Annotated in this window: 16 protein-coding genes; all 16 read left to right on the top strand. The window is 41.7% G+C overall.

The window, feature by feature from the left end; all coding sequences use genetic code 11:
- Positions 1-120: 120 nt before the first annotated feature.
- The 16 genes from AAH944_RS09925 to AAH944_RS09850 all read left to right on the top strand — a co-directional run bounded on the left by AAH944_RS09925 (position 121) and on the right by AAH944_RS09850 (position 17367).
- The gene (locus AAH944_RS09925; protein ID WP_415534767.1) at positions 121-837 is read left to right on the top strand and encodes a Crp/Fnr family transcriptional regulator; all 717 of its coding nucleotides are present in this window, start codon (positions 121-123) and stop codon (positions 835-837) included.
- Positions 838-973: 136 nt separating this feature from the next.
- A complete protein-coding gene (locus AAH944_RS09920) occupies positions 974-1279 on the top strand; it encodes a dehalogenase (RefSeq protein WP_415534766.1) in 306 nt (101 codons plus the stop codon).
- A gap of 16 nt (positions 1280-1295) precedes the next feature.
- On the top strand, positions 1296-2693 hold the full coding sequence (locus AAH944_RS09915) for a reductive dehalogenase (protein ID WP_415534765.1): 1398 nt from the start codon (positions 1296-1298) through the stop codon (positions 2691-2693).
- A 310-nt stretch (positions 2694-3003) separates the two neighbouring features.
- Positions 3004-4659: a reductive dehalogenase gene (locus AAH944_RS09910; RefSeq protein WP_415534764.1), complete on the top strand. Its 1656-nt coding sequence runs from the start codon at positions 3004-3006 to the stop codon at positions 4657-4659.
- Positions 4660-4680: 21 nt separating this feature from the next.
- A complete protein-coding gene (locus tag AAH944_RS09905) occupies positions 4681-4998 on the top strand; it encodes a tetrachloroethene dehalogenase (RefSeq protein WP_415537841.1) in 318 nt (105 codons plus the stop codon).
- 122 nt (positions 4999-5120) lie between these two features.
- The gene (locus tag AAH944_RS09900; RefSeq protein WP_415534763.1) at positions 5121-6389 is read left to right on the top strand and encodes a 4Fe-4S binding protein; all 1269 of its coding nucleotides are present in this window, start codon (positions 5121-5123) and stop codon (positions 6387-6389) included.
- 129 nt (positions 6390-6518) lie between these two features.
- Entirely contained in the window at positions 6519-7496 is a 978-nt protein-coding gene (locus AAH944_RS09895) for an FKBP-type peptidyl-prolyl cis-trans isomerase (RefSeq protein ID WP_415534762.1), read from the top strand.
- A gap of 33 nt (positions 7497-7529) precedes the next feature.
- On the top strand, positions 7530-8228 hold the full coding sequence (locus AAH944_RS09890) for a Crp/Fnr family transcriptional regulator (protein WP_415534761.1): 699 nt from the start codon (positions 7530-7532) through the stop codon (positions 8226-8228).
- 335 nt (positions 8229-8563) lie between these two features.
- Positions 8564-8872, top strand: coding sequence for a dehalogenase (locus tag AAH944_RS09885; RefSeq protein WP_415534760.1), 309 nt, complete (start codon positions 8564-8566; stop codon positions 8870-8872).
- A 13-nt stretch (positions 8873-8885) separates the two neighbouring features.
- Positions 8886-10253 (top strand): reductive dehalogenase, encoded by a 1368-nt coding sequence (locus AAH944_RS09880; protein WP_415534759.1) that lies wholly within the window; start codon positions 8886-8888, stop codon positions 10251-10253.
- A 350-nt stretch (positions 10254-10603) separates the two neighbouring features.
- Positions 10604-11887 (top strand): methyl-accepting chemotaxis protein, encoded by a 1284-nt coding sequence (locus AAH944_RS09875; protein WP_415534758.1) that lies wholly within the window; start codon positions 10604-10606, stop codon positions 11885-11887.
- A gap of 255 nt (positions 11888-12142) precedes the next feature.
- Positions 12143-13795: a reductive dehalogenase gene (locus AAH944_RS09870; protein ID WP_415534757.1), complete on the top strand. Its 1653-nt coding sequence runs from the start codon at positions 12143-12145 to the stop codon at positions 13793-13795.
- An 18-nt stretch (positions 13796-13813) separates the two neighbouring features.
- Positions 13814-14131 carry a tetrachloroethene dehalogenase gene (locus tag AAH944_RS09865; protein ID WP_415534756.1) on the top strand — a complete coding sequence of 106 codons (318 nt, stop codon included), beginning with the start codon at positions 13814-13816 and terminating at the stop codon, positions 14129-14131.
- Positions 14132-14247: 116 nt separating this feature from the next.
- A complete protein-coding gene (locus AAH944_RS09860) occupies positions 14248-15516 on the top strand; it encodes a 4Fe-4S binding protein (RefSeq protein WP_415534755.1) in 1269 nt (422 codons plus the stop codon).
- 156 nt (positions 15517-15672) lie between these two features.
- A complete protein-coding gene (locus AAH944_RS09855; RefSeq protein ID WP_415534754.1) occupies positions 15673-16623 on the top strand; it encodes a trigger factor in 951 nt (316 codons plus the stop codon).
- Between the two features lie 39 nt (positions 16624-16662).
- Positions 16663-17367: a Crp/Fnr family transcriptional regulator gene (locus AAH944_RS09850; protein ID WP_415534753.1), complete on the top strand. Its 705-nt coding sequence runs from the start codon at positions 16663-16665 to the stop codon at positions 17365-17367.
- The last annotated feature ends 72 nt before the right edge of the window (positions 17368-17439 follow it).

Genomic DNA, 17439 nt, shown 5'->3' with positions numbered 1-17439 from the left:
TGCAAACATTTTAAACATTTCATACAAAATAAAGTGAGCAAAGGGGAGATGAAATTTAAACAGCATATTGCGACCAACATATTGCCCGGCGGTTGAAAAAATGACGGGGGGAAGAAGGGTATGAAAGAAGACCTTGAAAAATTAAATGTAGTGGTTCCCGATACATTCTTTCCAATTGAGAAACTGGCAAAGTATACGCATTTGGGGTCTGTAAAAACTTATCCGAAAGGAAGTACAGTTGTTTTTCCGGGAGATAAAATGCTGACTCTAGGTTATGTAATTTATGGAAGACTTAGAATCAGTACATTTTTTGAGGATGAACGGGAAAAATTATTGTATTTTGCTGGGCAGCACTGTATACTGGCTCTTTTATTCACAGAGTTAAGTGAAATCTATGCTGTTGCCACAGAAGACAGCCGAGTTTGTTTTTTCTCCGAGCGGCAAATCAGACAAATTTTTCGGGCAGATGACGATGTAGCTATTGATGTTCTTAAGAGCTATCAATCCAAAATAAACTACTATATTAAACAAGTGACAGAGATGGATTATTTTAATCCTACTGTCAGAGTTGTAAGGTTGCTTTATAAACTTTGCCTCACCAGTGGTATCGAAGTAGACGATTGTATAGAGATTAATATTGATCTATCCATGAAAGATATATCGGAAATTACGGGGACGCACTATGTAACAGTGTCTAAAGTATTGGGATGGTTAAGAAGGCAGAATATCTTGGAAAAAAAGAAAAACAAAATAATTATCCGTAATTTGGCAAAGCTTAATATATTGACACATGAAACACATATTTTAGAAGCGACAAATGAAAAAATTATAAAATAATTGCGATAATTTTTAATTATTTAAACAACAAGCAAATGAAGTTTTAAACCGGTTTAAAGCTTCATTTGCTTGTTGTTTTGTATAATGTACTTGTATGAACAAAGTCTACTTCATTAACTGGAAGGAGGTGAAAAATATGAGCACATTTTTAATTTTTATTGCCGGCGTGTTATTTTTAGGCGGAATTATTTTCATTAAACCCCGTGCCAAGCGTGAATTAATGTGGAAAACGGTTCTCAACTGGAGCTTATTTGTACTATGGTATGCCATTACTTGGACTGGTATTTCCTTTGTTTACATTAATGCCAGCGTTGGCCACGTCAAAGCAACAAGTACGGCAATATTTTTATTCCTAGGGATTTCTGTAGTACTTGCGGTTGTTTTGGCTCGTCTGTTAGGTTTTATCGGCGTAAAAAAAGCAAGCAATGCTGCACAAGCTTAGAAAGGAGGTTATAACAATGGTAGAAAAAACCGATCAAAAACAAAGATTAGAAATGAACCGCCGCAATTTTCTGAAAGCTGGAATGGCCGCAACAGCAATGGGGGTCATAGGAGCGATCAAGGCTCCGGCAAAATTGGCGAATGCTGCTGTTCCAAGTAGTGTTAACTACTTAGCCCCGGCCAAAGGGCAATGGTCGAAACTTCATCCCGAGCATAACTATGGCGGAGCTAGCGTTACGTTTGCGGAAAATAATGATCAATGGTTAGGGACATCTAAGCTTGTTGGGACTGTAAAAAATACCAATGAGGCTGATATGGGGTTTAATTTGGCCCGGAGGGGGCTAATTAGTGATAGAGCCCATAGAGGAGTTTATAATTTCGTTCCTAAACATCCTCAGGGAGGAGCAATAAGTGCGACTCTCGGTTTTGTTGGCACAGAAGATGCAGTGGACGGCAAACCGGCGCCTGAAAAATTACCGATTCCAGACCCGGAGCAAATGTCCCAGCATATTAGAGACCTTGCCTATTTTCTGAGAGCTGATGAGGTGGGCATTGGAGAAATGCCTCCTTATGCTTACTATTCTCATAAAGTTTATCCCACAAAGGACTTAGCTTACCTACCGGTAGAAGAATGTGTTTATCCAGTAACACAACGTTATCCCTATGTAATCGTCGTAATGGTTGACCAACACCTGGAGACCATGTTGGGATCGACTGGCTATGATGGAGTCAGTGCGTCTCAATCTATGCGCAGCTATCATGCTACGGGCAATATTGCGGTTATAATAGCAAAATATATCAGAAGCCTCGGCTATAATGCCAGAGCTCACCACGCAAGAAACTATATGGCCGTTATGCCACCTCTAATATTGGCGGCAGGGCTGGGGGAATTAACCAGAACAGGAGACTGTGCAGCCCATCCCCGGCTCGGATTCCGCCTTAAAGTAGCGGCTGTTACCACAGATTTGCCACTGCTTCCCAATAAACCAATCGATTTTGGTATGTTGGATTTCTGCAGAGTATGTGGAAAATGCGCGGATGAATGTCCATCCAAAGCCATCACGCATGACAAAGACCCAATTGAATATAACGGTTACTTACGTTGGAACAGCGACATGAAAAAATGCACGGAATTCCGTGTATCCAATGAAGAAGGTTCTTCCTGCGGACGCTGCATGAAAGTCTGTCCCTGGAACTCCAAGGAAGATTCTTGGTTCCATGAAGCTGGGATGTGGATTGGAAGCAGAGGGCAAGCCAATTCAAAGCTCCTCAAGTCAATTGACGATATGTTCGGCTATGGCACTGAACAAATCGAGAAGTACAAGTGGTGGTTGGAGTGGCCGGAACTTTATAAGATACCTGCCAGTATCCCTCCGGCTCCGGCTCCGGCCCCAGCAGCTCCTCCTGCTCATTAAAAATATTTCTTCGTAATAGAACAAGGCGCTCTAGGCGACGGGTTTTTAACCCGTCGCTTAAATTTTTATTCCATTACGGGAGGAGACCTTCTTCCATGGCTTGTTCACGTAATATTTTAACATGAAATGTTTTAGAGAAATTTAGTATGTGTAAAAAATAAAGCAAAAATCTTCTTTAAGGTTTGCCATTATTAATAAGAAAATATTAATGGAAAATATTTTTATAATTGTATCTCCAGATATAGTCAATCATTGTAGCTGAAGTAAAATACAACTGAAATATTAATACCATTTAGGAGGAGATACTTACATGGGAAACAACTTAGACAGACGAAGTTTCTTAAAAGCTTCACTCATGGGCACCGTCGCTGCCGCTGTCGCAACGGCTGCGGTGGCAAAGGAAACATTTAATCCTTTAGTTGCTGAGGCGGCAGACATCGTGGCGCCTATTAAAGAAACATCAGATTTTCCTTATACAGTGGATGAAAAGTATCAACGGTTGCCGGGTGACAAGATCTACTATATCAAGGCGTTTGATCCCGAAGAAAACAAGACGCCGATCAAATTTGTGAACGAAGATGTTTCTACAATCACGGGAAAAAAAGACACGGGGAAAGACCTTCCAAAGCTTAACGCTGAAGCACTTGGAATAAAAGACCGGCGGGCAACCGTTTCTGAGACAGAGGTTAGGGTTATTGCCCAGCATGATGGCACTGTTCCACCATTGCGCGATGGAGAAGAAGGGTGGCGTCAAATAGATGTGGCTTTGGCTTTCGCTGCCTGGGCCGTGGAACTGTCGTACAGCGGATTTACGGCGATAGGCAGTGGCCCGTCTGGAATATCTTATCAGTACCCCATTAACCCCGAAACGAATGAAGTGGCGAAAGAACCGGTAGCTGTCCAGGGAATTTATAACTGGGATAATAGCTTAGCAGAGGCAAGACGGAATGAGGGAAGACAATGGAAATTCAGCTCTGCCGAGGAAGCCACAAAATATATTAAAAGAGCAGCAATCCATCTGGGGGCGGATCTTGTAGGCATTGCACCCTATGATGACCGCTGGACCTACGCCAACTGGTGCAGACCAAAACACAAGCCGTTCAAACTACCTAATGGCAGGACTGTGTACGTTCCGTATAACCTTGATAAAGTACTTAATAATGAGGGAGCGGAAGTCTTCGGACTGAATAAGTTTGATGCGGATTGGGAAAGATATGCCGGCTTTAAGCCAAAATACGTGATTGCTGTAGCGTTTGAAATGAATTACGAGGCTTTTCGTACTGCACCATCGATCCTTCAGAGTGCTGGACCGGGTATGGCCTACTCAAAGATGGGAGAGATGACCATCAAGCTTGCAACTTTTTTAAGGGATCTGGGGTACAACGCGATCCCATCAGGAAACGACACAGGGATGAGCATTCCGATTGCAGTCCAAGCCGGTCTCGGAGAGGCCGGAAGAAACGGGTTGCTTATTACTCAGAAATTCGGTCCTCGGGCGCGTATCGCCAAAGTCTATACAGATTTGGAACTAATTCCTGACAAGCCAAAAAGTTTCGGGGTGCGTGAGTTCTGCCGCTTATGTAAGAAATGCGCGGACGGTTGCCCGGCTCAAGCCATTTCTCACGAGAAAGAAGCAAAGGTCTTGCAACCGGAGGATTGTGGCCCGTCTGAGGTTCCTTACACATTAAAATGGGAAGTTGACGCTCACCGTTGTAATTCATTCTGGGCTTATAACGGCAATGATTGCGGAGTATGTATAGCAGTATGTTCTTGGAATAAGATCGGGCAATGGAATCATGATATTGCCAGAATCGCTACCCAAGTTCCCTTGGTTCAAGATGCGGCGCGTAAGTTTGATGAATGGTTTGGCTACAACGGCCCGGTAGACCCCGAAGAACGGATCGAGTCCGGGTATGTTAAGAACAAGGTTAATGATTTCTGGAATAACATGGAGCCGATAAAATAATTGGAGGTGTAATTCATCATGATGACGATTGTAGATGTCCTGACTTGGATGAGTTTCGGCATATTATTGCTTTTAATTCAATACGGCATTTGGCGGTATTTGAAGAGCAAAGAAAAGAATACGATTGGTTTTCAACTTGGCGGTTTTTGTGCAAACTTTTTCTTGGTATTTTCTTTGGCTTGGGGTTACGCCAGTTTTGTTGAAGGGGAATATCAAGCAGTTGCTATGGGCTTTCTTTTCTTTGGCGGTGTAGCGTTGATTCCGGCCATTATTACCTATAGGCTGGTAAATCGTTCCTCTAAGACGACCATAAAAAAAGGTGAAGCTAACACAATTTAGGAAAAAATTAAAATAACGTGATTGGTTTTAGACACGCAGCCACTTATGTTGTATTAGGTGGCTTGCGTGTCCGTACCTATCAAACATATGGTCCAAAAAACACATAAGATGAGGATGAAGATGTGGAAGGGAAAAGGCAGAATCCGGAAACCTACTATTTGGCTGTACTATTTATAACTGCGATAGCGGCGATCTTTTACGGTATTCTTTGGACGAGTAAAACCATTGATTACGAGGCGGTTATTCAGCAGAATATTCCTGGTGTCACATCTATCGAGAAAATGATCGGGGCCCAACGTGCTTATCAAGTTGATGCTGCAGGGAAGAAATATTATGCCGTCTGTGACTCCGCAGTAGGATATCAATCCCGCATCGAAGCCATGACCATCGTCAACCAAGAAGGTTTGGTGGAAAAAGTGATTATCACCCAGCAGGGAGAGACTCCCATCTTTTTTGAGAGACTTTATACCAGAAAACTGTTTGATCAATTTAAGAATCTCTCCGTCAAAGAGCCTGTTTATCTGGGAGGGGCCTCAGGATATTCCGGTTATCTGAATGAAAGACAAACCAATAACTACATTGACCGGGTAACCGGTTCCACCGTATCGTCTCATGCTGTAGCCGAGGCTGTCAACAAAGGAACTGCGTATATCGCATCCAAATGCTTCAATACGCGCTGGAGCAATCCCTATGACGGTTATCAATTTAATCGGCAGGATTTGGCGATGATGATGATCTATATCATCGCGCTCGCTACAGCTTTCATCAAGAAACTCGTGCGGCTGAGGATTTGGATACTCTTAGCAAGCTTTGGTATCATGGGATTTTTCGTAAAAAAATTCGTAGCAGCCAGCAATTTGTTCTCCTTAATAACGCTGCAAATACCCGGGTTGACCAATTTGGGATGGTACGTGCTTATTGGTGGAACTTTGGGCTTCATTGTCCTCTTAGGAAAGAACATTTACTGTGCATGGATTTGCCCTTTCGGAGCAGCCCAGGAAGTTATTAACAAAGCAGCAGGTTTTAAATCCCTGGGGATTTCCCCGCAAGTCACCAAGAAATTGAAGCTGGCTGCGCCGACCATCCTATGGGTGGCCATCATGCTTGGAACCTTCCTAGGAGACTATGGGACATTGGATTACCAGCCGTTTAGTGCATTCTTCCTGTTTAAAGCCGTATGGGTCATGTGGTTAATGCTGCCGGTATTTATTTTCATCAGTCTGTTTATCAGCCGGTTTTATTGTCAATTCTTCTGTCCAGTCGGCTTTATACTCAACTTACTCAATCGTTGGCGGAATAACGGGGTGAAAGTATGGAAACAAATGTGGAATCGAATATGCAATCAAAGATGGAACCGAATATGGAACCAATGGAAAAGCGACAAAGCCTGAAAATAAAAGATCTGTTATTTATTGCCTCAATACTGATACTCGGAGCAGCTCACATCATCGTAATGCTACAATCAGTCGGCATTATCCGGGCAGACCGTTAAAAATTTCCGGAAGGGGAGGAAGTCTAAAATGGCAGTCAACATGGACGTTAGAAACGAGATGAAACAATTCCAACTTGGACAATACAAAGGATTAAACGTCGATCGTTTTGATGTCTCCGTCAAAGAAGAAGAACTTAATGAAGCGCTTAATTATGTTAAGAAATCTTTGGACGAAATCCAGGTCGAAAAAAATGATAAACCGATTGAAACCGGAGATTATGTCATCGTAAATTTTGAAGGAACGGAGAATGGCAAGATAGTCCCAAAATCAAGGGACAGGGGCTTTAAGTTCAGAGTGGGTGATGAAAACTTTATAGAGGAATTCTCCACCAACCTGCTTGGTAAGAAGACGGGCGAAACGGTGATATTTCAAACGACGGTACTGCCTGATTTACTGGAATACCAAGCCTTATGGGGAAAACAAATCACTTTTTCGGTCGAGATTGTAAAAGTATATCGTATTAAAGAGCCGGAATTAACTGACGATATTGTCCGGGAAATTGATCCGCAGGTAGAAACGTTGCAGGAATTTGAAATCATATTAAAGGATAAAATTCTTCAGGAAAAAGTAAATAAAGCACAAATCGCTAATATGAGTAAAGTAATTGGGGCAATAGCTGAAAACTGCAAATATGAATTCGAGCAGGAAATATTAGTCGAAGCAGCGGAGGATTTGTATCGAAAGTTTGTTGAGGAGCTTAAGGCCGTTTACAACATGGAACTCATTGTTTACTTAATCCAAAGGAAGCTGTCATCTGATGAGCTGCTGAACGAGTGTAAGGAAGAAGCTTCAAAAAGAATTCTTGGAGAGAAAATTTTAGATGCAGTGATCAAGGCAGAAGGAATTCAGCTTACGGATAAAGAAATGCTCTATGAGAAAGTCCGGTTGCAGAACCGTGAGAAAGCAGAGAACGTAGAACTGTCAAGAGAAAACAATATACAAGATGTCCAATGCTTACGTAGAAAAGCGATGGACTTTCTGTTAGAGGCAAATCTAGCGCAATAATATCTTAGACCAAGATATAACGAGGTAATCGGTATGTATACAGTGAATTCTTGTACGTACTTGCAGTGGGTGGATCCGCCAGTTGTTGAAAGCGTTGTAAGTCATGCGACGAGTAAAGGAGTTAAAGTATCATATAAAAAAGGGACGACCATTCTGCACGAAGGCGAGTTGGTGCAGAATGCGCACTTTTTAGCCAAAGGCTGGGTTGCTTACTATGTCAACAATCTTCGTGGAGAGTCAAAAATTGCATGCCTGGTTGGTCCAAAAAGAGTATTCGGGTTAGGTGAGGCATTTGATATGCTTCCAATTAATTCAAGTGTCAAAGCGATTGAAGATTGTGAGATCTATCTGGTTTCCAAGGCCGACCTGATAGAGTCAATGGCTGATAACTTAGAGGCAAGAATTGCAGTGATAAGCATTTTATACAACAGATTACGCTGTGTTATTGAAGGTGCCAACCTATTTTCTTCTTTGTTATCTCCGAAAGAAAGATTAATAAATTTTTTCGTATCGATGCTACAATCCTACGAATGTAAAAAACATGGAGATTGGTTTGAACTGCCTGTGAACTTATCTCACGAACGGATAGGAGAAATTATCGGTGCCTCAAGGGTTACGGTATCTCGAATTATCAGTAAGTATAAAATCACAGGTAAACTAAAAAATTGTAAGAATAAACTTTATGTTCACAGGGAGCTGATACTCGAGGAATATGGAGAAATAGGAATTTAAGAAACGGATACCGTTAGGAAAAAATGTAGAATTTTATACCACTGTCAAAAGCCAGGAGAAAATCCTGGCTTATTTTTTGAATATTAAAACCAGATATCATTTTGTTATCGAATCCTTAAACTGAAAAGAATATTAGCATATGTTAACAAAAAACTTACCATGCGCTAATAATTTTTTTTTTTTAAAGTGTTATGATCTCGTTGACGATAGATTTCTCGCAAACCGTTCATCCGGTCAATTCAGATTTACAAACAGATGTATTTTTTTGTAGTCGGTTGATTCAACGTAGGTGTAAGGTTTCTGAGAAATGCAAATTGTATGGAGGAGGTGAAAAAATGGGAACTTTCTTAGTTTTTTTAGCCGGAATTTTGTTTTTAGCTGGGATCCTCTTTATTAAACCCCGGGCGAAAAAGGACCAAAAATGGAAAACTGTCCTGAACTGGGGATTGTACGTTATTTGGTATCTGATTACCGCCACTGGAATCTCTTTTGTTTATATTAATTCCATCGTAGGACATGTTAAGGCCACAAGTACTGCAATCTTTTTGTTCTTAGGATTATCAGTTGTTCTAGCCGTCGTACTAGCCAGACTTTTAGGCTTTCTCGGTAAACAAAGACATACAAATTCAAGCGTAGAAGTATAAAGAGGTGAAAAAAATGTCCAGGTTTTCTGATCATGAAGGAAAGCAACAACAGCCGAAACTACAGATGAATCGACGCAGCTTTTTGAAGGCTGGTGCCGCTTCTGCTATTGGCATGGGGATTCTCGGAGCGGTAAACGCTTTACCAGCAAAGGCCGCGGATGCAGTGACGAATGCTTCAGTGCCTCAGAACGGCGCAAAGTCCAAACTTCATCCCGTTATAGATTATGGCGGTGCTTCCGTCAGATTTGTCGAACACAATGACCAGTGGCTAGGCACATCGAAGCTTGTCGGCACGGTCAAAAATACCCACGAAGCCGAGATGGGATTTGCTCTGGCTTGTCGCGGCAAACTTACGCCGGAATCTCAAAGAGGGTACTACCACTTCCAATTTGTTATGAAGCACCCCTTAAATGCCGCTATTGGCGGGTTCGCTATGAATCTTGCTCCTGAAGAAATTGTTGACGGGAAGCCTTCGCCGACCAAGTTACCGATTCCTGACCCCGAACAGATGTCTCAACACATCAAAGACTGCGCTTATTTTTTACGGGCAGATGAAGTCGGGATCGGCAAAATGCCTGCCTTTGCTTACTATAGTCATAAAATGCCAAGTATGGACGACATGCTGAAAGATGATTTGACCAACGCAATACCGGTCACCGAGAGGCTGCCGTATGTTATTGTGGTGATGATCGACCAGCATTTAGAGACTATGCTGGCCTCGACAGGATATGACGGTATCAGCGCCGGTCAATCCATGCGTTCTTACCATTCAACCGGAGTCGTTACGGTTATCCTGGCCAATTATATCCGCTCACTTGGATATCACGCTAGAGCACATCATTTGACAAACTATGCGGCAACCATGCCACCCTGTATTATAGCTGCAGGACTGGGTGAATTAACCAGAACAGGTGACTGCGCTGCACATCCGCGTATGGGATTCCGCCACAAGGTGGCAGCAGTGACCACGGATTTGCCGCTTGTTCCTGACAGTCCGATTGATTTTGGTATGCTGGATTTTTGCCGAGTCTGTGGCAAATGTGCAGAAAATTGCCCCTCCAGTGCTATTACGTTCGATAAGGAACCGGTTGAATACAACGGTTACTTGCGTTGGAACAGTGATATGAAAAAATGCACCGTATTCCGTACAACCAATCAAGAAGGTTCATCCTGCGGCAGATGTATGAAGGTATGCCCGTGGAACTCCAAGGAACAATCCTGGTTCCATACTGCCGGCACTTGGATCGGCAGCCATGGAGAAGCTTCCTCCAGCCTGTTGAAAAAAATTGATGATATGTTTGGTTATGGTGATGAGCAGATTGAAAAATATAAGTGGTGGCTGGAATGGCCAGAGCTGTACAAAGTACCGGCAGCCCATTGATTTCTTTCATCACGCATGTAACTTAATTAAGTTATATGCGTGGCAATAACTGGACCCAGATTGGAGATGCCCTAAATCATATTTGGGGCATCTTTTTCAGTTTTGGGTGCTGCAGCCTTTCCACAGGTAGAAATTTGATATCGACTTCATTCGGCATTGGGTTATAAATCGCCGCTATTCTATGAAATATATAGAATATAACCATTTAAGTTAGCGTATGCGTCAATATAGCGCAAAATATTTTGAAAAATTTGTTGACATTGCCAATCATTGTTAGTTACTATTAACCTAATTTAATATTATTATAAGCTCAATGCAAGAATAAATAAGGATAAAGGGGTGGACATATTTTGAAGCTTACCATTACGAAAAAACAATACATAAATATTTTCATTATTGTTTTACTTTTTCTCATAGCTGCTGGTGTAAATATTGTTCTAAAGGGAATGGTGGCCAATGGACAATGGAGCAGTCTGGAAGATTTGCTCAATACAGCGATAAATGTAAGTATTCTGTTTTCCTTTGTCGGCTTGATTCTAAGTAGTAGTCTAGCCTACCTGATATATCGAAACGCAAAATTTCTACGCATGTATACCGATTATAATAAAAACCTTTCCGAGGGCAAACTAGCTTCAAATTTTGAAGTAAATACTGACGGCTTATTGGATGACCTGCTTACTATTACGAATAATTTAGTCGTTGGTCGGCGCGCGCTTATTACAAAGCTTATGGAAGCTTCCGAAAATTTAGAAAATACCAGTGGGGAATTATCTTCGACCGTACAGGAAACGACTGCCGTAAGTGCACATCTTTCCGACATGTTAGGCCAACTCGCAACTGGGGCAAAGGACCAAGCGATCTCTTTAGAACAAACGAGTGTGGTTATTGAGCAGCTCTCCGCAAACGCGCAAGAGGTTGCTGCCAATGCAGAAAGCGTCAGCCAAAGCAGCGGAAAGGCGGCATTGGCAGCGGAATCGGGGTTCAGTCAAGCAGAAAATGCCATTCAAAAAATAGAGAAGATTAGTGAAGTATCCGTCCAAACATCCGAAGTTGTTTCTATATTAGGGGATCAATCCATTCAGATTGGCAATATTGTTGATGTCATTAAAGATATTGCCGAACAAACCAATCTATTGGCCCTAAATGCAGCTATTGAGGCGGCCCGGGCAGGTGAACAGGGAAGAGGTTTTGCTGTTGTAGCCGATGAAGTACGTAAGCTGGCGGAACAATCGTCAACTTCTGCAGCCCAGATTGCAATTCTTATAGGTAATATTCAACGGGAGACAGAACGTGCTGTTGAAATGATGGAGAAAAGCAAGGGTGAAGTAGCCGGAGGTGTCGAGGCTGTCAAGCTGGCGGGGAGATCATTCCAGACAATTGTTGAGGAGATTAAGACTGTTGTCAATCAGATTCAGCAAGTAACGACTGCGGCACAGGAAATAGCCAGTGGAACAACGCAAGCTGCCATTTCTATCGAGAGTATTGGCGCAATAGCTGAACAAACAGCTTCCAGCACGCAAGAGGTATCTGTTGCTTCGGAGGAACAAAATGCTAAAATGCTTTTGGTAAGCCAATCCGCAGAAACATTGGCTCAGCTAGGTGAAGGATTATCCCGGCTTATTGGTAAAAAATAAGCCTAGTATTTTCTTCCTGAATATTATTAAAACAAAAAGAATCTATTTATTAGAACATTTTTACAAGTGCCTAATAAGTAGGTTCTTTTATCTTTATGGCCTCTTTTCTGTTATCTTCTCAAAAAAGTTAATTTTTTGAAAAGTATATAAACCATTATTTTTCTTGGCTGTATAACGGTATACAGGTACAGTGATTGAATCTAAAGTACGATAAACATGAAATTAATATTACCTTATTTAGGGAGGAGATACTTCATGGGAAACTTAGACAGACGAAGTTTTTTCAAAGCTTCACTCATGGGCACCGTTGCCGCGGCTGTTGCAACGGCTACGGTAGCAAAGGAAACATTTAATCCTTTAGTTGCCCAGGCGGCAGACATCGTAGCGCCTATTAAAGAAACATCGGAATTTCCCTACACAGTGGACGAAAAGTATCAACGTTTACCAGGGAGCAAGGTCTACTATTTAAAGGTTTTTGATCCGGAAGAAAACAAGACGCCGATAAAATTTGTCCACGATGATGTTTCGGCAACAACCGGAAAGAAAGACACCGGAAAAGATCTGCCGAGAATTAACGCTGAGACCCTTGGTATTAAAGGCCGGCAGGCAACAGTATCTGAAACAGGCGTTATATTTTTTGGTCAACATGATGGTACGATTCTGCCGCTGCGTCACAAAGAAGTTGGCTGGCGCCAATTGGACGTAGCCTTGAGTGTTGCAGCTTGGTCGGTAGAATTTTGGTACAACGGGTTTACTGCACCCGGCAGCGGTCCGGCTGGAATAATCCAGCATTATCCCATTAATCCTGAAACCAATGAAATGGCAAAAGAGCCTGTGGTCTTCCAAGGGATGTTTAACTGGGATAACACAATGGCTGAAGACAAGCGGAGTCAAGGATTGCAATGGAAATTCAACTCAGCGGAAGAAGCTACAAAGATTGTAAAGAAAGCAGCCCGTTTTCTAGGGGCGGACCTCGTCGGAATTGCACCCTATGATGACCGCTGGACCTATGGTAACTGGTGTAGACCAAAAACCATGCCGTTCAAATTGCCAAATGGTAGAACTGTGTATACGCCGTATAACATTGAAAAATATCTTAAAAACCGCGAAGTAGAAGTATTTGGACTAAGTACTTTTGAAGCTGATTGGGTGAAATATGCCGGTTTCCAACCCAAAAATGTAATTGCATTGGCTTTTGAAATGGATTATGAGTCCTTCCGAACGGCGCCATCAATCATTGAGAGCGCTGGGCCCGGCAAAATTTATTCCAATATGGGAGAAGTTTCTTTTAAACTTGCAACTTTTTTAAGAGAGCTTGGGTACTATGCGGTTCCGTCAGGGAATGATACTGGAATGAGTGTTCCCATCGCTGTCCAAGCAGGTCTTGGGGAAGCGGGAAGAAACGGAATGCTTGTCACGCAAAAATACGGTCCTCGGGTTCGTATCGCTAAAGTCTATACGGATTTGGAGCTTATCCCAGACAAACCGAGAAGCTTCGGAGTCCGTGAGTTTTGCCGCCTGTGTATGAAGTGTGCGGATGCTTGTCCTTCTCAGGCCATCTCTCACGAGAAAGAAGCAAGGGTTCTGCAGCCCCAGGATTGCGGTACTTCTGAAGTTCCTTATACATCAAAATGGCACGTTGACGCACACCGTTGCAACTCTTTCTGGGCCTATAACGGTGGGGACTGCGGAAACTGTATTGCGGTCTGTTCTTGGAATAAAATCGGGCAGTGGAACCATGATATAGCCAGAATTGCTACCCAAGTTCCGTTGGTTCAGGACGCGGCTCGTAAGTTTGATGAATGGTTTGGCTACAACGGTCCTGTAAATCCCGAAGAGCGGATTGAATCTGGCTATGTCACGAACAAGGTCAATGATTTCTGGAATGACACCGAACCTACAAAATAAAGAGGAGGGATATCCTACATGACGATTTTCGATGTATTAATTTGGATGAGTATCGGTATATTGATGCTGGTGATTCAATACGGTATTTGGAAATACTTGAAGCTTAAAGGGAAAAATACGGTTCCTTTGCAGTTATGTGCTTTTTGTGCTAATTTCTTGTTTGTATTTGCTTTGGCTTGGGGTTATTCCAGCTTTGCTGAGGGAGAATACCAGGCTGTTGCCATGGGCTTTTTATTTTTCGGCGGTGCAGCACTGATTCCGGCTGCGATAACGTATCGATTAATTAACCGTCCATCGAAGAAGAAGGCAGACAATTCCGAAACCATCTCGGTTTAATCAGGTAAAGTAAAAGGTTAAAATATTTATTAAGACGTAAACAGCCACTTGCCTTGCGAGGTCTTAAGTGGCTTACGTCCTTTATCATCAGACGGCTGTTCTGAAATTAGAAAAGGATGAAAAAAGTGGAGAGGAAAAAGAGAGATATTAAGTCCTATTATTTAATGGCATTATTCTTTACGGCGATTGCAGCAATCATTTATGGCACCTGTTTTGCCGAAAAAACAATTGATTATCCTGCACTTATCAAGCAGAACGTACCAGGAATTACGTCCATTGAAAAAATCGTAGGAACAATACGCGCTTATAAGATTGATGCTGTTGGGAAACGGTATTATGCAGTTTGTGACTCAGCGGTAGGATATCAATCTCGGATTGAAACCATGACAATTCTCACCGATAAGGGTTTGGTAGAGAAAGTCATTGTTACCCGGCATGCCGAAACGCCTGTGTTTTTTGACAGGCTTTATAGCCAGAAATTTTTTGATCAATTTAAAAGCCTTTCTCTCAGTGAACCCATTTATCTGGGAGGCGCTTATGGTTATTCCGGTTTCCTGGACGGAAGACAAACAGAAAATTTTATTGACCGGGTAACTGGCTCAACGGTATCATCGCATGCTGTTGCCGAAGCTGTTAACAAAGGGACTTTGTATATAGCATCTCAATTCTTTGATAAGCAATGGACGAACCCTTATGACATTTACCAATTGAACAGTAAGACTTTAGCAATGATTGTGGTTTTTCTTATCGCGCTGATCGCAACTTTTATAAAGAAAATCTCCCGTTTTCGGATTTGGTGGCTTTTAATCATTATTGGAGTTATGGGTTTCTTTGTCAAAGAGTTTGTGACGGCAAACAATCTGTTCTCGATTGTAACGTTACAAATACCCCGCTTGACAAATTTAGGATGGTACGTGATTATGGTCGGATCGTTGGGCTTTGTTGTTCTCTTTGGGAAGAATATTTACTGTACATGGGTTTGTCCTTTTGGAGCTGTACAGGAGTTTCTGAACAAAGCCGCAGGATTTAAATCTTTAGGGATTTCTCCGCAAGTTACCAGAATTCTGAAGTTGGCCGCCCCGACGATCCTATGGATTGCAATCATGCTGGGGACCTGGGTTGGAGACTATGGGACATTGGATTACCAGCCTTTTAGCGCTTTCTTTTTGTTTAAAGCTGTATGGGTGATGTGGTTAATGTTACCCATTTTTATTTTCATCAGCCTGTTTATTAACCGGTTTTATTGCCAATTTTTTTGTCCCGTTGGCTTTATACTCAACTTACTAAATCGTTGGCGGAATAATGGGGTGAGGGTATGGAATCAAATATGGAACCGACTATGGAACGGAATATGGAACCAAAGATGCAAAACCAACAAAGGCTAAAAATGAAAGATCTGTTATTGATAGGCTTGATCATCATGCTTGGTGCTGCACATGTCATTGTAATGCTTCAATCAGTTGGGATTATCCGTGCGGATCGCTGAAAACCCGACAGGATAGGTAGTATCAAGTAGTAGTCAATATGGAGGTTTGTAAGAAATGAAACAATTTGAACTTGGAAAGTATAAAGGATTAAATATCGAAAGCTTTGATGTATCAGTTAAAGAGGAAGAGCTTGATGAAGCAATTAACTATATTCTTAAATCTTTGGACGAAATCCAGGTCGAGAAAAGGAATGAGCCAATTGAAACAGGGGACACTGTAATCGTTAATATTATTGGAACAGAAAAGGGTATGCCTTATCCAAAAGTGAAAGAAGATGGTTTACAATTCAAGGTGGGTGACGATAATGTTTTGCCGGAGTTCTCAGCTAAGCTGCTCAGACAGAAAATGGGCGACACTGTAGTTTTTGATACGACAATACAACCTGTCTTAATTGAATTCCAAGCCTTATGGGGGCTAGAGATCACATTCTCCATCGAAATTGTTAAAGTATTTGTGATTGAAAAGCCGAAATTGACAGAGGAAACCATACAAGAGATTGAGCCAAAGGTAAAAACGCTGCAGGAATTTGAAAAAATGCTGGAAAATAAAATTCTTATAGAAAAAAGGACCAGAGCACATGTGGCTAATATTAATAAAGTGATGGCCGCTCTGGCAGAACAATGCAAGTATGAATTTGATGAAGAAATCTTGAATCAAAAAGCAGAGGATTTATATTTGAAATTTACCAGAGAGCTTAAGGAATTTCACAATATAGAGCTCATGGTTTACTTACTGCAAAGAAAGATATCTGCCGACGAGTTATTGACTGAGTGCAAGGAAGAGGCTGCGAGAAAAATTCTCAGAGAGAAAATATTGGACACTGTAATTCAAGCAGAAGGAATTCAAATTACTGTCGAAGAAATTAATGATTTAAAAGAACAATGGATGAAAAACCCGAAAAATGAGCAATCCGCTGATCTGACGAATGATATCGGTGTTCTGGAGAACCAATATTTGCGCAAAAAAGCTATGGATTTTTTAGTAAATACTAATTTGGTTAGATAAAATATTTTTGTTTAGACTATTATTCAGGGGGTGATAGTCATGTATTTTGATAATTTAGCGGTACGTTTGGAGTGGATAGATCCACCGGTAGATGAAATTCTCTTCAACTTCGTTAAAAGGAAGAATAACAAAGAGACATTCAAAAAAGGTACGACCATATTTCATGAGGGGGATGTCGTGTATTATGCGTGTCTAGTCACCAAAGGATGGGTAGCTTATTGTCTAAATAGTATCTGTGGGGAATCAAGAATTGCTTGTCTGGCAGGTCCCGGAAGAATCTTCGGCTTAGCGCCGGCCTTTTGTCAACTGCCAATTAATATAAGTATTAAAGTTCTTGAAGACTGCGAGACCTATAAGGTGTCCCGGGACGATCTGATTCAAGGAATGCTTGAGGATGTTAACTTGGGAATAGAAATGGTATCCACTGTTACGATGAGATTGATGTGCGCTTTCGAAGGAGCCAATATATTTTCTTCCTTGTCATCTCCAAAAGAAAAGCTAATCTATTATTTCGTCTCACTGATTCAGAGCGGGGAATATAAAGAACAGGAAGACTGGTATGAATTAACTGTCAATCTGTCTCATGCGCGAATAGCAGAAATTATAGGGACCACCAGGGTTACGGTATGTCGAATGTTTCATCATTACAAAAACGTAGGCAAACTGAAGAATGCCAATAATAAAATTTATGTTCACAAAGGACTAATCATGGAAGACTATGAAAAAATCGGTATTTCTAGCTAGTAGGCGTATTTAATTATAAATGGTGACTTGAGCGAAATGAACTTGTGTCGCATCCTCGAGGTGCGTCACAAG

The organism is Dehalobacter sp. CP, assembly GCF_047652685.1.
Taxonomy (GTDB): domain Bacteria; phylum Bacillota; class Desulfitobacteriia; order Desulfitobacteriales; family Syntrophobotulaceae; genus Dehalobacter.
This window is presented reverse-complemented; position numbering and strand designations above follow the sequence as displayed.

Excerpts from the sequence above, each read along its gene's own strand:
- AAH944_RS09870 (WP_415534757.1), top strand. The coding sequence starts at position 12,143 with ATGGGAAACTTAGACAGACGAAGTTTTTTCAAAGCTTCACTCATGGGC.
- AAH944_RS09890 (WP_415534761.1), top strand. The coding sequence starts at position 7,530 with ATGTATACAGTGAATTCTTGTACGTACTTGCAGTGGGTGGATCCGCCA.
- AAH944_RS09895 (WP_415534762.1), top strand. The coding sequence starts at position 6,519 with ATGGCAGTCAACATGGACGTTAGAAACGAGATGAAACAATTCCAACTT.
- AAH944_RS09915 (WP_415534765.1), top strand. The coding sequence starts at position 1,296 with ATGGTAGAAAAAACCGATCAAAAACAAAGATTAGAAATGAACCGCCGC.
- AAH944_RS09880 (WP_415534759.1), top strand. The coding sequence starts at position 8,886 with ATGTCCAGGTTTTCTGATCATGAAGGAAAGCAACAACAGCCGAAACTA.
- AAH944_RS09920 (WP_415534766.1), top strand. The coding sequence starts at position 974 with ATGAGCACATTTTTAATTTTTATTGCCGGCGTGTTATTTTTAGGCGGA.
- AAH944_RS09850 (WP_415534753.1), top strand. The coding sequence starts at position 16,663 with ATGTATTTTGATAATTTAGCGGTACGTTTGGAGTGGATAGATCCACCG.
- AAH944_RS09860 (WP_415534755.1), top strand. The coding sequence starts at position 14,248 with ATGAAAAAAGTGGAGAGGAAAAAGAGAGATATTAAGTCCTATTATTTA.
- AAH944_RS09905 (WP_415537841.1), top strand. The coding sequence starts at position 4,681 with ATGACGATTGTAGATGTCCTGACTTGGATGAGTTTCGGCATATTATTG.
- AAH944_RS09925 (WP_415534767.1), top strand. The coding sequence starts at position 121 with ATGAAAGAAGACCTTGAAAAATTAAATGTAGTGGTTCCCGATACATTC.
- AAH944_RS09885 (WP_415534760.1), top strand. The coding sequence starts at position 8,564 with ATGGGAACTTTCTTAGTTTTTTTAGCCGGAATTTTGTTTTTAGCTGGG.
- AAH944_RS09855 (WP_415534754.1), top strand. The coding sequence starts at position 15,673 with ATGAAACAATTTGAACTTGGAAAGTATAAAGGATTAAATATCGAAAGC.
- AAH944_RS09865 (WP_415534756.1), top strand. The coding sequence starts at position 13,814 with ATGACGATTTTCGATGTATTAATTTGGATGAGTATCGGTATATTGATG.
- AAH944_RS09910 (WP_415534764.1), top strand. The coding sequence starts at position 3,004 with ATGGGAAACAACTTAGACAGACGAAGTTTCTTAAAAGCTTCACTCATG.